This window comes from Amycolatopsis sp. NPDC049868, from assembly GCF_044461365.1.
Taxonomy (GTDB): Bacteria; Actinomycetota; Actinomycetes; order Mycobacteriales; family Pseudonocardiaceae; genus Amycolatopsis.
In genome coordinates this window covers 93,933-109,774 of the sequence record NZ_JBITKV010000023.1, presented here as the reverse complement: position 1 = coordinate 109,774, position 15,842 = coordinate 93,933, and the positions used below count along the sequence as shown (strand labels likewise).

Below are 15,842 nucleotides of genomic sequence, written 5' to 3'. Positions count from 1 at the left end.
AGCTTCCTCGGCCCCTGAGGCGACCGATCCTTGCGGATTTCGAACAACACAACCCCTGAACAACTCAGGTGTTGCAACCACCACTAGAACCCAAGAGGAAGGGGGCCTTCATGTACTGAGCAAACCGATCAAGTAGGCATTAATCAGGCAATTTGCCCATCTAGGCGTCCTTTATGGAACAGCACCCTGCCCGCCGAAGCGCGAACCTCAGCGATAAGTGAACTTCGGCGGCCGCCGCGCCAAGAACGCCGCCACCCCTTCGGCATAGTCCTCACCGTGCAGGGCACCGAGCCGGATCTCGTCCACTTCGGCGTCGGATTCCTGTTGTCCCGCCACGATCTTTTCGATGATCCGGTTCATCCCGCGTACCGAGGCCTGCGAACGCGAAGCCAGCGTCTCGACGAACTTCGCCGTCGAGGCCTCCAGCTCGTCGGCCGGGAAGACGTCGTTGAGCAGCCCGATCTCCCGTGCCCGCCGCGCGTCGACGAGCTCACCCGAGAGCAGGAAGTACTTCGCGTTCGCGGCGCCGACCAGTGAGACGAGCTGCCGCGTCGAGTCGAAGTGGTAGACGATCCCGAGCTTCGCCGGCGTGATACCGAAGCGCGAGCCCTCCGCCGCGAAGCGGAAGTCGCACGCGACCGAGATCTGGCATCCGCCGCCGATGCAATTCCCCTGGATCATCGCGACCGTCGGCTTCCGCGACGCCGTCAGCGCCGCCACGGCACCGTCGACGGCCTTGTCGTAGGTCTCGGCCGCGTCGGCGGTGGACCGCAGGTCCCGGAACTCGCTGATATCCGCACCCGCCGAGAAATGCGCGCCCGCGCCGGTCAGCACGAGGACCTTGATCGCCGGGTCCGCCTCCACCCGCGCCACCACGTCCGGAATCGCCGACCACATCCCGTAGGTGATCGCGTTCATCTTCTCCGGCCTGGTGAACGTCAGCCGTGCGACCTCGCCGTCGCGAGTGAATTCGAACCCGTCAGTCATCCTCGGACCTTATCCGGGACCCACCAGAGGTTACGAAGCCGAAGTGACCCGATACACGTCGTAAACGCCCTCGACACCCCGGACCACCTTCAGCACGTGCCCGAGGTGCTTCGGGTCGCCCATCTCGAAGGAGAACCGGCTGACCGCGACCCGGTCGCGCGACGTCGTCACCGACGCGGACAGGATGTTGACCTTCTCGTCCGCGAGCACCTTGGTGACGTCGGAGAGCAGACGATGCCGGTCCAGCGCCTCGACCTGGATCGCGACGAGGAACACCGAAGACGCCGACGGCGCCCATTCGACCTCGACCAGCCTCTCGGGCTGGGCCCGCAGATCGTCGGCGTTGGTGCAGTCGGTCCGGTGCACGCTGACGCCACCGCCACGCGTGACGAAACCGAGGATCTCGTCGCCCGGCACCGGCGTGCAGCAGCGGGCGAGCTTGGCCCAGATGTCGCTGGCGCCCTTCACCACGACGCCGACGTCGTTCGAGCCGCGGCGGCGGGTGACGGTGGACGGCGTCGCGCGCTCGGCGAGCTCCTCCTCCGCCTCGTCGACTCCGCCGATGAGCGCGACCAACCGCTGCACGACGTGCTTCGCGCTGGTGTGCCCCTCGCCGACGGCCGCGTACAGCGAGCTGATGTCCGGGTGCCGCAGCTCGGTGGCGACCGCGCCCATCGACTCGGCGGAGACCAGCCGCTGGATCGGGAGGCCGACCTTGCGGACCTCTTTGGTAATGGCCTCCTTGCCGCCCTCGATCGCCTCGTCACGGCGTTCCTTGGCGAACCACTGCCGGATCTTCGCGCGCGCCTTGGGCGAACCGGCGAACTGCAGCCAGTCGCGGCTCGGCCCCGCCGTCTCGGCCTTCGAGGTGAAGATCTCGATGACCTCGCCGTTTTCCAGCTTGCGCTCGAGCGCGACGAGCCTGCCGTTGACGCGGGCGCCGATGCACCGGTGGCCGACCTCGGTGTGCACGGCGTAGGCGAAGTCGACCGGCGTCGAATCGACCGGCAGCGTGATCACGTCGCCCTTGGGCGTGAACACGAAGATCTCGCGTGAGGCGAGCTCGTAGCGCAGCGACTCCAGGAAGTCGCCCGGGTCCGCCGCTTCCCGCTGCCAGTCGAGGAGCTGGCGCATCCACGCCATCTCGTCGACGTCCATGGCGTTCCCGTTGTGGGTGCCCTTGGTCTCCTTGTACCGCCAATGCGCGGCGATGCCGTATTCGGCGGTGCGGTGCATCTCGTAGGTACGGATCTGGACCTCGAGCGGTTTGCCGTCCGGCCCGATCACCGTGGTGTGCAACGACTGGTACACACCGAAGCGAGGCTGCGCGATGTAGTCCTTGAACCGGCCTGGGACCGGCTGCCACAGCGCGTGGACGACACCCATCGCGGCGTAGCAGTCGCGGACGTCCTCGACCAGGATCCGCACGCCCACCAGGTCGTGGATGTCGTCGAGGTCGCGGCCCCGGACGATCATCTTCTGGTGGATCGAGTAGTAGTGCTTAGGTCTGCCCTCGACCTTGGCGGTGATCCGTGAGCCATCGAGGTGACTGGTCAGATCCGTGATCACCGACCGCAGGTACGTGTCGCGCGAAGGCGCGCGATCGGCGACCAGGCGGACGATCTCGTCGTACTTCTTCGGCTGCAGGATGGCGAACGCCAGGTCCTCCAGCTCCCATTTGACCGTCGCCATGCCGAGCCGGTGCGCCAGCGGGGCGAGGACCTCCAGGGTCTCGCGCGCCTTGCGGGCCTGCTTCTCCGGCGGCAGGAAGCGCATCGTGCGCATGTTGTGCAGCCGGTCGGCCAGCTTGATGACCAGCACGCGCGGGTCGCGCGCCATCGCGATGACCATCTTGCGGATGGTCTCGGCCTCGGCGGCCGTGCCGAGTTTGACCTTGTCCAGTTTGGTGACGCCGTCGACGAGCTCGCCGACCTTCTCACCGAAGTCGGCCTTCAAGCTCTCCAGCGAGTAGCCGGTGTCCTCGACGGTGTCGTGCAGCAGCGCCGCGACCAGCGTCGTGGTGTCCATGCCGAGTTCGGCGAGGATCGTCGCGACGGCGAGCGGATGCGTGATGTACGGGTCGCCGGACTTGCGACGCTGTTCGCGGTGCAGCTCCTCGGCGACGTCGTACGCGCGCTGGAGCTGCGCGAGGTCCGCGTTGGGATGCAGCTCGCGGTGGATGACAGCGAGCGGCTCGAGAACCTGCTTGACCGGCGCGGCGCGCTGCGCGGTGATCCGGCGGGCGAGGCGGGCGCGCACGCGGCGCGTCGCGGACGGTGTCGGCGCCGCCCCCTGTCGCGCCGCACCGTTCTGCTCGGTGCCGTCCTTCGAGGACACCGCGGCATCGAGCTCTTGGCTCACCCGCACCTCCTGCGCTTCGTGCGGCCTTCGGACATCAAGGGTAACCGCTCCCCCTTGCGGCTCACTTGGTACGCCCGGTCAACACACCCGGAGAGCCTCCACACGCCGCCCCTCAAGCACGGAACGACCGCCGAGCGCGCCGAGTTCCATGACCACCGAAACCCCGGTGACCTGCGCCTTCGCGTCTTCCAGCAGTTTGCAGGTGGCCGCGACCGTGCCACCGGTGGCGAGCACGTCGTCGAGGATCGCGACACGCTGGCCGGGCTCGACGACACCTTCGGGCAATTCGACGGTCGCGGTGCCGTATTCCAGCGTGTACCCGACCCTGCCCGCGACGCGGGGCAGCTTGCCCGGCTTGCGGATCAACGCGACACCGAGGCCACGGGCGTAACCGACGGCGGCGGCCAGCAGGAACCCGCGCGCCTCCACGCCGGCCAGCAGATCGACCTCGGGGTCGACGGTGGCGGCCAGCGCGTCGGTGACGGCCTTGAAGCCCGCCGCGTCGGCGAACAGCGGACTCAGGTCCCGGAACAGCACGCCGGGTTCCGGGAAGTCCGGTACGTCGGCGATGAGGTCGAGTGCCTTGTCCAGCTCCATGTACTTCCTGCTCTCCAGTCGTGCTTCCGGTCCCCCGAACGCTAGGAAAGGTCCTTTCATTGCGAAATTTGCAATGAAAGGACCTTTCCTAGCGTTTGACGGCCGGGATTACCTCTTGCGCTTGCCCGACGGACGGCCCTTGTGGGCCTTCTGGTTCCGCGCGGGCACGCTCGCCGCCGCGGCGTACGCCTTCTCCTTGCGGAGCTCGGCGGCCAGTGCGTCCTCGTCGTTCGGGTCGAAGTCGTCGTCGCGCTCGGCGGCCTTGCGGGCCTGGTTCGCGCGCCGCGCGGCCACCCGGTCGGCCTGCTGGCGGAACTTCGGATCGCGCATCTTCAGATCCACCAGCAGCGGGGTGGCCAGCGCGACCGAGGACAGCACACCGACCAAGGTGCCGGTGAGCTGCACCAGCGCGAGGTCCTGCAGCGTGCCGGAGCCGAGCAGGACGTACCCGACCACGAGCAGACCGAGAATCGGCAGCATCGCGATCAGCGCCGTGTTGAACGACCGCATCAGCGTCTGGTTCAGCGCCAGGTTGGCCGCCTCGCCGAAGGTGCGGCGGGTGAGCCCGAGCAGGCCACGCGTGTTCTCGCGGACCTTGTCGAACACCACCACCGTGTCGTACAGCGAGAACCCGAGGATTGTCAGCAGACCGATCACCGTCGCCGGCGTGACCTCGAAGCCGATCAGCGAGTACACACCCGCCGTCACCACGATGTCGTGCAGGAGCGAGATCAGCGCCGCGGCGGCCATCCTGGTGTCGAAGTACAACGCCAGGAACAGCGTGACCGCCAGGAGGAAGACCCCGAGCGCGATCAACGCCTGCCGCGAGATCTCCCCGCCCCAGGACGCGCTGACCGCGCTGTCACTGATGGCCTGGACACTCGGCTGGCCGCTGCTCCCGATCGGGCCGAGGTCGCGGAACAGCGCTTCCTTGATCTTGGAGACCTCGGCGGCGTCCAGGGTGTCCGAACGGAGCTGGATGGTCGACGAAGCGCCGCTGCCGACCTTCTGGGCCTCGTCGGCCGGACGGCCGAGCGCCTCGGCGAAGACGTCCTTGGCCTGCTGCTCGCTGATCTGCCCGTTCTTGCCGTTCGCGGGCAGCTGGATCTGGGTGCCGCCTTCGAAGTCGATACCGAAGTTGAAGCCCTTGATCCCCATCGACGCGATGCAGACCAGCACCAGCGCGCCGAAGAAGAGGTACCAGCGCTTGCGCTTGCCGACCACGTCGAACGCGCCCGTGCCCACGTAGAGGCGGCGGAAGATGCTGTCGCGCTTGCCCGCGGTGGTGGTGTTGTCGTCGACCACGGTCACGCCTCCTTGACGTTCGGGCGGCCGGCGGCCGGACGGGCCGCCTTGCGCTCCGAGCCCACCTGCTGCACGGCGCCGAGGCCGAGATTCTTGGGGTTGGACAGGAACTTCGACTTCGACCGCGACACCATCGCGACCAACGGGTGGGTCACGAGGTAGACCACGACGAGGTCGAGGACCGTCGACATGCCGAGCGTGAACGCGAAGCCCTTGACCTCACCGACCGCCAGCCAGTAGAGGATCGCCGCGGCCAGGAAGCTGACCGCGTCCGACGCCAGGATCGTGCGCTGGGCACGAGACCAGCCTCGCGGCACCGCGGAACGGAACGTCCTGCCTTCCCGGATCTCGTCCTTCAACCGTTCGAAGTAGATGACGAACGAGTCGGCGGTGATACCGATCGCGATGATCAGGCCCGCCACGCCGGCGAGGTCGAGGGTGTACCCGATCCACCGCCCCAGCAGCACCAGCACCGCGTAGACCAGCGAGAACGACAAGGCGAGCGACAGGATCGTCAGCACACCCAGCAAGCGGTAATAGAACAAGCAGTAGATGAACACGATCAGGAGGCCGAGACCACCGGCGATCAAGCCTGCCTGCAGCGACGCGAGACCCAGCGTCGCGGACACCGTCGTCGCGTCCGAGGACTCGAACGACAGCGGCAGCGAGCCGTACTTCAGCACGTCCGCCAGGTCCTTGGCCTCGGTCTGGCTGAACCGGCCGGTGATCTGGGTCTGGCCGCCCAGGATCGCGGACTGGATGGTCGGCGCGGAGACGACCTGCGTGTCGAGGACGAACGCCGCCTGCTTCTGGACGTTCTTCGAGGTGAAGTCGCCCCAGATCCGGGACCCCTCACCCTTGAAGTTCAGGTTGACGACCCACTGGGAGTTCTGGGTGTCGTAGCCCGAGGAAGCGTCGGAGATCTCGGTTCCGGGGAGGAATTCCGGCTCCAGCAGGTACTTCGCGGTGTTCTTGTCACCACAGGCGACCAGCGGCTTGTCGGTGAGGTCGTTGCCGACCAGCGGGTCCGACACCTTGGGGTCGCAGTTGAGGGCGGCGAAGGCCTTTTCGGCTGCCGCGGCCTGCTTCGCCTGGTCCGTCGAAAGCAGATCGGGGTTCTGCCGGAGGTTCCGGGCCTCCTCGATCTCCTTCTTGGTCTGCTCGTCGGTGTCCGCACCGGGCTGCTGCTGCGGCGCGCCGGCGGCGCCACCGCCGTTGGCCGGGCTGCTCGGCGGGGCGCTCACGCCCGGCGAGGACGGCGGCGCCGACGACGGCGTGCCGGAAGCGGGCGGGGCCGACGGCTGCTGGACCGGGGTCACCGGCTGCGACGTCACGACCTTCCGGAAGCCCAGCTTCGCGGTCTTGCCCAGGGTCTTGGCCTGGTCGCCCTGCTCACCGGGGACGGTGATGACGACGTTGCTGCCGTCGAGGACGACCTCGGTGCCGCTGACGCCGATACCGTTGACCCGGCGCTCGATGATCGAGCGGGCCTGTTCGAGGGACTCTCGCGGAGGGTCGCCGCCGTCGGGGTTTCGGGCGGACAGGGTGACCCTCGTGCCGCCTTGCAGATCGATGCCGAGCTTCGGCGTCGGCTTGCCGCTACCGGTGAAGAACACCAGGGCGTACAGCGCCACCACGATCAGGGCGAAGAAGGCGAGATAGCGTCCCGGGCGGAGATGCCCGGCCGGTGCGGCCACTGTGCTTCGGTCTCCTCGGACGGACTGGGTTTTTTCCCCAATGGACTTGGCTGTTCACTCACCGGACGGGAGTCCGGTGGTACCGCGAACACGCACGACTATGACGACGGACACGCACGCAGCACCGAGACACTACTCGGTGCTGCGTGAGCCCGGCGTTGGCCCCGCACCTACGAAAGTCTGGTGTCGGGGATGGCCTTACAACCGCTACTTCTTGCCGTGCTCCAGCGGAGGAGCGATCTGCGCGCCCGACTTCTCCTCGACGCGCTCGTCGTCCTTCGACTCGACGACCGGCGCCTCGACGACCTCGTCGGTGTCGGTGGCGTCGGTGGCGTCTTCGTCGGTCTCGACGACCGGCTCGACCTTCTCGCGGACGGCCTGGCGCAGCCAGGTGGTCACGACGCCCTCAGCGATCTCGAGGTCGATCGTGGTGTCGGCGGAGGCGTCGGCGACAGTCGCGTAGAGACCGGAGGTGGTCATCACCCGGTCACCGGGAGCCAGGCTCGAGAGCAGCTCCTGCTGCGCCGCCGCCGCCTTCTTCTGCTTACGGGTGCCCATGACGAGCGGAATCGCCACAACGAGCATCAGGAGCAGCGGCAGCAATAACTGGTTCATGATTCTCCATTTCGAGCGGACGCCGCGCGGTGCGCTGTTTTGTCCGGTTTGGCGGGGTGTGCTCTCCCCGAGTGTGCCAGGTGCCAGCGGAAACTCCACCACCACCCATCGTCACCACGGGCCTCGAACCGCGTGAACGGTCCAGTCAGTCCTGGTCGAACAGGTTCGGGCCGCCCTGATCGCCGCGCGTGGCACCGGCCGGGGCCGGCAGGCCGAGGTGTTCCCACGCGGCCGCTGTGGCGACCCGGCCGCGAGGAGTGCGGGCGAGCATACCGGCGCGGACAAGGTAAGGCTCACACACCTCTTCGACGGTGGTCGGTTCTTCCCCCACCGCGACGGCCAGTGTCGACACGCCGACCGGGCCGCCGCCGAAGGAACGCACCAGCGCGGTCAGCACCGCGCGGTCGAGCCGGTCGAGGCCGAGTTCGTCGACGTCGTAGACCTCCAACGCGGCACGGGCGATCTTGCGCGTGACCTTGCCGTCCGCCCGGACCTCGGCGTAGTCGCGCACGCGGCGCAGGAGCCGGTTCGCGATCCGAGGTGTGCCCCGTGACCGGCGGGCGATCTCCGCACAGCCGTCCCGGTCGATGTCGATGTCGAGGATCGTGGCGGCGCGGCGGGCGACGAGTTCGAGTTCGGCGTCGCTGTAGAACTCCATCTGACCGGTGAAACCGAACCGATCGCGCAGCGGACCGGTCAGCGAACCGGACCGCGTCGTGGCCCCGACCAGCGTGAACGGCGCGATCTCCAGCGGGATGCTGGTGGCACCGGGGCCCTTGCCGACGACGACGTCGACGCGGAAATCCTCCATCGCGAGGTACAGCATCTCTTCGGCGGGGCGGGCGATGCGGTGGATCTCGTCGATGAACAGGACGTCGCCGGGCGCCAGGTTGGACAGCATCGCGGCCAGGTCGCCCGCGCGCTCCAGCGCCGGCCCGGAAGTGATCCGGATGGCGGCGTTGAGTTCGGCGGCGACGATCATCGCCATACTCGTCTTGCCCAGTCCCGGCGGGCCGGAGAGCAGGACGTGATCCGGCGGGACACCCCGGCGCCGCGCGCTTTCCAGTACGAGTTCGAGCTGTTCGCGCACCCGTGGCTGACCGACGAACTCGTCGAGTTTGCGCGGGCGCAGCGTGGTCTCGACCTCGCGTTCGCCGGTCTGCGGCAACGCCGAGAGCGTCTCGTCCGTCTCGAAATCCGTCACGGCCTCATAGTCCATGTGGCCGGTTACCGCTTACGCCCGAGGGTGGCCAACGCGGCGCGCAGCACGGAGGACGTCGTGTGGCCCTCGCCCTCGCCGAGCACCTTGTCGACGGCCTGTTCGGCCTGCTTGGCCGGGAAGCCGAGGCCCGCGAGCGCCTCGACGACCTCGCCTCGCAGCGCGCCGGGCGCGACGACCGCCGGGGAACCGTCGGTCGGGCCCGCGAGCGCGGTGACCTTGTCGCGCAGTTCGAGGGTGAGCCGCTCGGCGCCCTTGCGGCCGATGCCGGGTACCTGGGTGAGCACGGTGATGTTGCCTTCGACCAGCGCGGACCGCAGCTTGTCGGGATCGAGGACGGCCAGGGTCGCCAGCGCGAGCCGCGGCCCGATCCCGGAGACCGTCTGCAGCAGGCCGAACAGTTCGCGGGCATCCGCGTCGGCGAAACCGAACAGCGTCAAGGAATCCTCGCGGACCACGAGCGCGGTGTGCAGCATCGCCTGCTCGCCGCGGCGAAGCGTCGCGAGGGTGGCGGGGGTGGCCTGCACGGCGAAGCCCACTCCCCCGACCTCGATCACCACGTGGTCGAGACCGATGGAGAGGATTTCACCGCGTACCGAGGAGATCATCGAGCCGCTCCTTGCGTTTTGGCTTGCCTGGCCGCGGCGGCGAGCCTGGCCTTGTGGTTCTTGGCGATCTCGGCCGCTCTGGCTTCGGCTTCGGCGAGCCGGACCCGCATCGGTTCGCGCCACAGGTGGCAGATGGCGAGCGCGAGCGCGTCCGCGGCGTCCGCCGGATGCGGTTTGACCTCGAGGCCGAGCAGCCGCATGACCATACCGGTGACCTGCGCCTTGTCCGCGCGGCCGGAACCCGTGACGGCGGCCTTGACCTCACTCGGGGTGTGGAACACGACCGGCAGCCCCCGCCGGGCCGCGGCGAGCGCGACGACGCCGCCCGCCTGCGCGGTGCCCATCGCGGTGCGCACGTTGTGCTGCGCGAAGACCCGTTCGACGGCGACGGCTTCGGGTTTGTAGCGATCCATCCATCGCTCGACCGCGTCGGAGATCCCCAGCAGCCGCACGGCGAGATCGGCGTCCGCCGGGGTCCGCACGACGTCGACGGCCACCGGGCGGACGGTGCGGCCCGTGCCGCCGTCGACCACTCCCAGCCCGCACCTGGTCAGACCGGGGTCGACCCCGAGTACCCGCACGCGTTTTCCTCCGCTCCGGCGAACATCAGTTCGAGATCCGAGGCTACCCGGAGCAGGCTCCGGGCAAGATGAGGACATGCCGAGTCCCGACGACTTCACCGCCCATCTGGGTCTTCAGCCGTTGCCCGTGGAGGGTGGCCGCTGGGCGCAGAGCTGGCGCGACGAAACCGCGTCCGCGATCTACTACCTGCTCGTGCCGCCGGAAACCTCGGCACCGCACCGGCTGGACCGGCTGGAGATCTACGCCCACCATGCCGGCGCGCCGGTGCGGATGCTGCTGCTGTTCCCCGACGGGCGTATTTCGCGGCCGGTGCTCGGGCCGGACGTCGCGGCCGGTCAGCGTCCGCAGGTGGTGGTGCCGGCCGGGGTCTGGCAGGCATCGGTGAGTACCGGTGAGTGGAGCCTGGCCGGGACCGTGGTCGTGCCGCCTTATACGGACGACAGCGTGGAGTTCCGGTCGGCGGCGGCTCTGGCCGCCGAGTGGCCGGACGCGGCGGAGGACCTGGCTCCCTGGCTGGCGTGAGGTGCCCCCCGAACGCTAGGAACGGTCCTTTCCTTGCAAAATTTGCAAGGAAAGGACCGTTCCTAGCACGCTCAGTTGCGGCTCAGGGGCCGTCGACGCCCGGTGTCCAGCTCTCCGGGTCACCGGATTCGGTCAGCACCGGTTGGTACCGCGCGAAGCCCTCGGGCGCGTCCGGATGCCACGGGAAGTGCCCGTCCGGCGTGGCGACGATCAACTGCAGCGCCGGGAAGTCCCCGTCCGGGTAGATCAGGAACGCGCTCCCGAAGTATTCGGGATAGTGCCCCTTCGCGACCCGTTCGAAGACCACCGGCGCGCCCTCGAAGAAATCGTCGTAGCGCTTGCCGACCTCGAAGATCTCGCCGGCGGCCGCCCGGTCGACGTAGGCGTCGAGAAGGACCGGCCCCATGTGCTCGGGCAGTCCGATCACGACCGCTTCCGCGACGTTGTGCAACGCCCAGGCGCAGGCGGTGAAGCAGAAAGCCGCTTCCTCCTCGTCGCCTTCGACCGCGATGACCGCGTTCCCTCTCGCCTTGGCCTGCGCCTCGATCCACTGGATGAGTTCGGTTTCTTCGGCGGTGAGGGCATCGGCTTCGGAGGTCGTCACGCGCGACATTGTGCCCCACGCGAGCGCCCGCACCTAGTCCCGGGACCGATTTTCCGCGGCATGGCGGGAAAATCGATCAGCCGACCTCGGCCATGACCTCGTCGGACACATCGAAGTTCGCGTAAACGTTCTGTACGTCGTCGCAATCCTCGAGCGCGTCGATGAGCTTGAAGACCTTCTTCGCGCCTTCGACGTCCAGCGGGACGCTGACCGACGGCAGGAACGTGAGATCCGCGGACTCGTACTCGAAACCGGCTTCCTGCAAGGCTTTCCGGACCGGGACGAGGTCGGTGGCCTCGGAGACGATCTCGAAGTTCTCGTCGAGGTCGTTGACCTCTTCGGCGCCCGCGTCGAGTACGGCCATGAGGACGTCGTCCTCGCCGGCGTCACCCTTGGGCATGATCACGACGCCCTTGCGGTTGAACATGTAGGCGACCGAGCCCGGGTCGGCGAGCGAGCCGTTGTTCCGCGTGAGCGCGGTCCGCACCTCCATGGCGGCGCGGTTCTTGTTGTCGGTGAGGCATTCGATCAGCACGGCCACACCGTTCGGGCCGTAGCCTTCGTAGGTGATGGTCTGCCAGTCGGCGCCACCGGCCTCTTCACCGGCGCCGCGTTTGCGGGCGCGCTCGATGTTGTCCTGCGGGACCGAGTTCTTCTTGGCCTTCTGGATGGCGTCGTAGAGCGTCGGGTTGCCGTCCGGGTCGCCACCGCCGGTCCGGGCCGCCACCTCGATGTTCTTGATCAACCGGGCGAAGAGCTTGCCGCGCTTCGCGTCCAGGTTGGCCTTCTTGTGCTTCGTGGTGGCCCACTTGGAGTGGCCGCTCATCTCTCCTCCATCTACTCCTGTGCCCGCCGCTGAGCACAGTGTCGGTTTTGCTTAAGCCTGCCGCACGAGGTCGACGAACAGCCTGTGCACGCGTTCGTCCCCGGTGAGTTCGGGGTGGAACGACGTGGCGAGTACCGCCCCCTGCCGGACCGCGACGATCCTAGCGGCCGCGTCCTCGGAGCCCGGCATTTCGGGGACACTGGCGAGTACCTCGACCCCGTCGCCCGCCTTTTCGACCCACGGGGCGCGGATGAACACCGCGTGCACCGGGCCGCCTTCGATGCCGGTGAAGTCGAGGTCGGCTTCGAAGGAGTCCACCTGCCGTCCGAACGCGTTGCGCCGGACGACGACGTCGAGCCCGCCGAGCTGCCGCTGGTCAGGCCGTCCGTCGAGGGCCTGGCGAGCGAGCAGGATCATCCCGGCGCAGGAGCCGAACGCGGGCATCCCGTCCGCGATGCGCTCGCGCAGGGGTTCCAGCAGTTCGAAGGTCTCCAGCAGCCTCGACATGGTGGTCGACTCGCCGCCCGGCAGCACCAGACCGTCCACTTCGGACAGTTCGCTCGCGCGGCGGACCGGCAGCGCACGCGCGCCGGCGCGTTCCACCATCGCGGCGTGCTCCCGCACGTCGCCCTGCAGTGCGAGCACGCCGACCACCGGCCGTGCCCCCGTCGCGATCGCCACCCGACCTCCCGAAAGACTTCCCCTTAGCTTAGGCGCCTCGGGGAAGGGCCAGGTCAGGGGACCCCGGCCAGCCGCAGCAGGGCGGCGGTCGCGGCGGCCGCGACGACGACCAGCGCGAACGGCGCCTTGCGCCAGGCGAGCACGCCGCCGACCAGCACTCCGGCGGGCCGGGCGTAGCCGGCGAACTCGTGCCCCTCGGTGAGCGCGGCGACCGCCACCAGGGCGGCCAGCAGGACGACGGCCGAGCGCGCCATCAGTTTCTCGGCCTTGGGCGAAACGGTGAACCGCGCCTTCAGCACCGGTCCGGCGAACCGGAAGGCGAAGGTCCCGGCGGCGAGCACACCGCCGGCGATGATCAGTTCCAGCGGATCCATCAGTGCACTCCCTCGGGTTCGCGTTCGGCGGGTTCCTTGGCCGCCACCCCGGCCAGCACGCCGACCAGCGCGAGCAGCACCGGCAGCCCGGCGGGCAGGAACGGCGTCGTGGCCAGCGCGACGGCCACGCCGACGAGCACCGGCAGCCGGGCGGCGCGGTCACGCAGCGACGGCAGAACCAGCGCGAGCAGGACCGCCGGGAACGCCGCGTCGAGCCCGAACGCGTCGGTGTCGCTGATCGCCGTCCCGGCGTAGGCCCCGGCGAGGACGCCGATGTTCCAGCAGACGAACAGCCCGATCCCGCACACCCAGTACGCCGCCTTGCGCCGGTGCTCGTCGCGCTGGGCCAGCGCGAACGCGACCGATTCGTCGATCATCAGATGGCTGCCGACCACCCTCGACGACCACCGCTTCCCGAGGACGTCGCCGATCGCGAAGCCGAAGGGCAGGTGCCGCGCGTTGGCCAGCAGACCCGCCGCGACGGCCGCGACCGGACTGCCGCCCGCGGCGATGATGCCGACGAACATGAACTGTGAGGCACCGGCGAAGACCAGCACGGAAAGGAGCATCGGCGCCCAGATCGGGAAGCCGGAGCCCACCGCGATGGCGCCGTAGGAGATGCCGACAATGGTGTCGGCGAGGCAGACCAGCCCGATGTCACGGAGAAGATCGCGCCCCAGGACACGAGTGGTTGTTCGCCATATCGAACGCATAGCGTCATACAATGAACGAACGCAGCCGTGTTCGTCAAGGCGAACGCAACGACCGATGGAGCGAACGCATGTCCCCGACCGCGTCCGACGGTGCCCCACTGGACGTCATCGCCATGTCCCTGCGCCGGGAACGCGCCCGCACCGGGCTGTCGCTCACCGAAGTCGCCAAACGCGCGGGCATCGCGAAATCCACGCTCTCGCAGCTGGAGTCCGGGACCGGGAATCCGAGCGTCGAGACGATCTGGGCGTTGTGCGTCGCGCTCGACGTCCCGTTCTCGCGAGTGGTCGAGCCGGAACGCCCCCGCGTGCAGGTCATCCGCTCGGGCAGCGGCCCGACGGTGTTCGCCGAACACGCCGACTACGCCTGCACGCTGCTCAGTTCCTGCCCTCCCGGCGCCCGGCGCGACGTGTACCTGATTCGCGCCGAACCCGGGAAACCGCGGCTTTCGGATCCGCATATGAGCGGCATCGTGGAGCACATCGTCCTCAGCGCGGGCCGTGCCAAGGTCGGGCCGCTGGACGAGCCGGTCGAACTGCTGCCCGGCGACTACATCTGCTACCCCGGCGACGTGCCGCACATCTTCGAGGCGCTCGAACCGGGCACCTACGGCGTGGAGATCGCCGAGTACACCTGATCAGGCCGGTTCCTCCGCCTTCTCGTCGGTGACGTCGGCGAGCTTCCAGCCACCCTTCCGCCGCAGCACCAGGACGTAGTACGCGATCGACAGCAGGGCGACGCAGGCGGTGACGATCAGGCTCGGCCGTCCCACCGCCGGGTCGAGCACGTTCTGGTAGACCACGAACACCAGGACGCCCAGCGCCAGCACCGGCGCGACCGGGAACCACGGCATCCGGTACTTCGCGTGCGCGGTGGCGCCGGTGCGCCTTCCGACGATCGCCCCGACGCAGAGCGCCGCGTAGACCGCCACGATCGACGTGCTCGTCACCACCAGCAGCAGTTTCGGGTCGACGAAGCAGAGCAGCGCGGCCACCAGGCCGGTGCCGACGGTGGCGACCCACGGCGTCCCGAACTTCGGGTGCACCGCGGCGAGCGCCCGGTTGACCGGCGACGGCCAGGCGCGGTCGCGGCCGCTGCTGAACAGCATCCGAGAGCTGATCAGCACGATCGCCAGCACGGCGTTGATGATCGCGAGCGCGACCGCCAGCCCGATCACGGTGTCGAGGGTGCCGCCGCCGCGCGAGCCGATGAAGTAGGACAGCATGTTCTCCGAGGCGAACAACGCGTTCAGGTCGGGCGCGCCGAGCAGGACCGCGGTCACCGGGATCAGCTCGGCGAGCACCGTGATGCCGAGGGCCATCAGGATGGCGCGGGCGATGCCGCGGGAAGCGTCCTGCGTCTCTTCGCCGAAGTACACCGCCGAGCCGTAGCCGTTGTAGGCGAAGATCGCGACCGACGTGGCGATCGCGATGGCGCCGACCGTGGCCGGCCCGCCGTCCGAGGCGACCGGATGAGCCAGCAGCTCGGTGAACGACCGCGCCGGGTTCAGCAGCCCGAGCGCGCTGACCACGATCAGCGCGAGGATCTCGATCGCCAGGAAGATCCCGGTGACCAAGGCGTTGAGCTTGATGTCGAACACCCCGACGACGGCCGCGACCGCGCAGGTCACGGCGGCGATCACCGAACCGGGCACGCCGGGCAGGAGCACTCCGAGGTAGGTGCCGACGCCGAGTGCGATCACCGCGACGATGAGCACCTGCGTGATGATCATGAGGCCGAGTACCGCGAAGCCGGGCAAGCGACCGAGCGTGCGGGTGACGATCGCGTACTCGCCACCCGCCAGCGGGAAGGCCGAAGCGAGTTCGGCGTAGACGAAGGCCATGAACACACCGACGACCGCGGCGGCCACGAAGCTGTAGAAGGCGCCCGTCCCGGCGCCGGAGATCACCCCCGGCGCGATGATGAAGACCGACGAGGCGGGACTGATCGCGGAGAGCGTGATGAGCAGCGTGCCAAGGGTGCGCAGACCGCGGCGCAGGGCGGGAGTGGACACGGCCGACCTCCTACAAGGTGAGTTCCTTGAATCTCCTTCGAATAACTGTTGAGCACGCATCAAAGGCCCTCCACGGTGTGACGTCAAGAGCTGGTCGCGCCCAGCTCTTGCGTTTTTCGAACAAGATTCGAAGAATGAG

The 15,842-nt window shown here is 68.6% G+C and carries 17 protein-coding genes; 2 read left to right on the top strand and 15 right to left on the bottom strand.

Annotation, left to right across the window (positions count from 1 at the left end; all coding sequences use genetic code 11):
• Positions 1-207: 207 nt before the first annotated feature.
• The 9 genes from ACIBTM_RS45430 to ruvC form a co-directional block, all read right to left on the bottom strand.
• Complete coding sequence (locus ACIBTM_RS45430) at positions 208-987, bottom strand: enoyl-CoA hydratase/isomerase family protein (protein ID WP_037338920.1); 780 nt, start codon at positions 985-987, stop codon at positions 208-210.
• Between the two features lie 30 nt (positions 988-1,017).
• On the bottom strand, positions 1,018-3,348 hold the full coding sequence (locus ACIBTM_RS45425) for a bifunctional (p)ppGpp synthetase/guanosine-3',5'-bis(diphosphate) 3'-pyrophosphohydrolase (protein ID WP_016334752.1): 2,331 nt from the start codon (positions 3,346-3,348) through the stop codon (positions 1,018-1,020).
• 78 nt (positions 3,349-3,426) lie between these two features.
• Complete coding sequence (locus tag ACIBTM_RS45420) at positions 3,427-3,945, bottom strand: adenine phosphoribosyltransferase (protein ID WP_395883312.1); 519 nt, start codon at positions 3,943-3,945, stop codon at positions 3,427-3,429.
• Between the two features lie 108 nt (positions 3,946-4,053).
• Positions 4,054-5,256 (bottom strand): protein translocase subunit SecF, encoded by a 1,203-nt coding sequence (gene secF, locus ACIBTM_RS45415; RefSeq protein WP_395883311.1) that lies wholly within the window; start codon positions 5,254-5,256, stop codon positions 4,054-4,056.
• The gene (gene secD, locus ACIBTM_RS45410) at positions 5,253-6,947 is read right to left on the bottom strand and encodes a protein translocase subunit SecD (protein WP_395883310.1); all 1,695 of its coding nucleotides are present in this window, start codon (positions 6,945-6,947) and stop codon (positions 5,253-5,255) included. Before secD ends, secF begins: the two co-directional genes overlap by 4 nt.
• A 207-nt stretch (positions 6,948-7,154) precedes the next feature.
• Positions 7,155-7,562, bottom strand: a complete 408-nt coding sequence (gene yajC / locus ACIBTM_RS45405) for a preprotein translocase subunit YajC (RefSeq protein WP_395883309.1) — start codon at positions 7,560-7,562, stop codon at positions 7,155-7,157.
• 145 nt (positions 7,563-7,707) lie between these two features.
• Complete coding sequence (ruvB, locus tag ACIBTM_RS45400; protein WP_395883308.1) at positions 7,708-8,781, bottom strand: Holliday junction branch migration DNA helicase RuvB; 1,074 nt, start codon at positions 8,779-8,781, stop codon at positions 7,708-7,710.
• Between the two features lie 8 nt (positions 8,782-8,789).
• Positions 8,790-9,389, bottom strand: a complete 600-nt coding sequence (ruvA, locus tag ACIBTM_RS45395) for a Holliday junction branch migration protein RuvA (protein ID WP_378369106.1) — start codon at positions 9,387-9,389, stop codon at positions 8,790-8,792.
• A complete protein-coding gene (gene ruvC / locus ACIBTM_RS45390; RefSeq protein ID WP_395883307.1) occupies positions 9,386-9,970 on the bottom strand; it encodes a crossover junction endodeoxyribonuclease RuvC in 585 nt (194 codons plus the stop codon). The genes ruvA and ruvC overlap by 4 nt, the downstream gene beginning before the upstream one ends.
• A gap of 76 nt (positions 9,971-10,046) precedes the next feature.
• On the opposite strand from ruvC, the gene ACIBTM_RS45385 reads away from it, so the two are divergent.
• Positions 10,047-10,493 carry a cupin domain-containing protein gene (locus ACIBTM_RS45385; RefSeq protein WP_395883306.1) on the top strand — a complete coding sequence of 149 codons (447 nt, stop codon included), beginning with the start codon at positions 10,047-10,049 and terminating at the stop codon, positions 10,491-10,493.
• Positions 10,494-10,575: 82 nt separating this feature from the next.
• Here the strand turns inward: ACIBTM_RS45385 and ACIBTM_RS45380 are convergent, their stop codons facing one another.
• From ACIBTM_RS45380 to ACIBTM_RS45360, 5 genes are all read right to left on the bottom strand, one after another.
• Positions 10,576-11,106, bottom strand: a complete 531-nt coding sequence (locus ACIBTM_RS45380; RefSeq protein ID WP_378369108.1) for a DUF4262 domain-containing protein — start codon at positions 11,104-11,106, stop codon at positions 10,576-10,578.
• Positions 11,107-11,173: 67 nt separating this feature from the next.
• Positions 11,174-11,923, bottom strand: coding sequence for a YebC/PmpR family DNA-binding transcriptional regulator (locus tag ACIBTM_RS45375; protein WP_016334762.1), 750 nt, complete (start codon positions 11,921-11,923; stop codon positions 11,174-11,176).
• Positions 11,924-11,974: 51 nt separating this feature from the next.
• Positions 11,975-12,604 (bottom strand): pyridoxal 5'-phosphate synthase glutaminase subunit PdxT, encoded by a 630-nt coding sequence (gene pdxT, locus ACIBTM_RS45370; RefSeq protein ID WP_038512501.1) that lies wholly within the window; start codon positions 12,602-12,604, stop codon positions 11,975-11,977.
• 53 nt (positions 12,605-12,657) lie between these two features.
• Positions 12,658-12,978 carry an AzlD domain-containing protein gene (locus ACIBTM_RS45365; RefSeq protein ID WP_007034928.1) on the bottom strand — a complete coding sequence of 107 codons (321 nt, stop codon included), beginning with the start codon at positions 12,976-12,978 and terminating at the stop codon, positions 12,658-12,660.
• On the bottom strand, positions 12,978-13,691 hold the full coding sequence (locus ACIBTM_RS45360; protein WP_395883305.1) for an AzlC family ABC transporter permease: 714 nt from the start codon (positions 13,689-13,691) through the stop codon (positions 12,978-12,980). The genes ACIBTM_RS45365 and ACIBTM_RS45360 overlap by 1 nt, the downstream gene beginning before the upstream one ends.
• 68 nt (positions 13,692-13,759) lie before the next feature.
• Here ACIBTM_RS45360 and ACIBTM_RS45355 point away from each other — a divergent pair, with 68 nt between their 5' ends.
• Complete coding sequence (locus ACIBTM_RS45355; RefSeq protein WP_034308044.1) at positions 13,760-14,326, top strand: helix-turn-helix domain-containing protein; 567 nt, start codon at positions 13,760-13,762, stop codon at positions 14,324-14,326.
• Here ACIBTM_RS45355 and ACIBTM_RS45350 read toward each other — a convergent pair whose 3' ends face one another.
• Positions 14,327-15,703, bottom strand: coding sequence for an APC family permease (locus tag ACIBTM_RS45350; RefSeq protein WP_395883304.1), 1,377 nt, complete (start codon positions 15,701-15,703; stop codon positions 14,327-14,329).
• Positions 15,704-15,842: the final 139 nt, after the last annotated feature.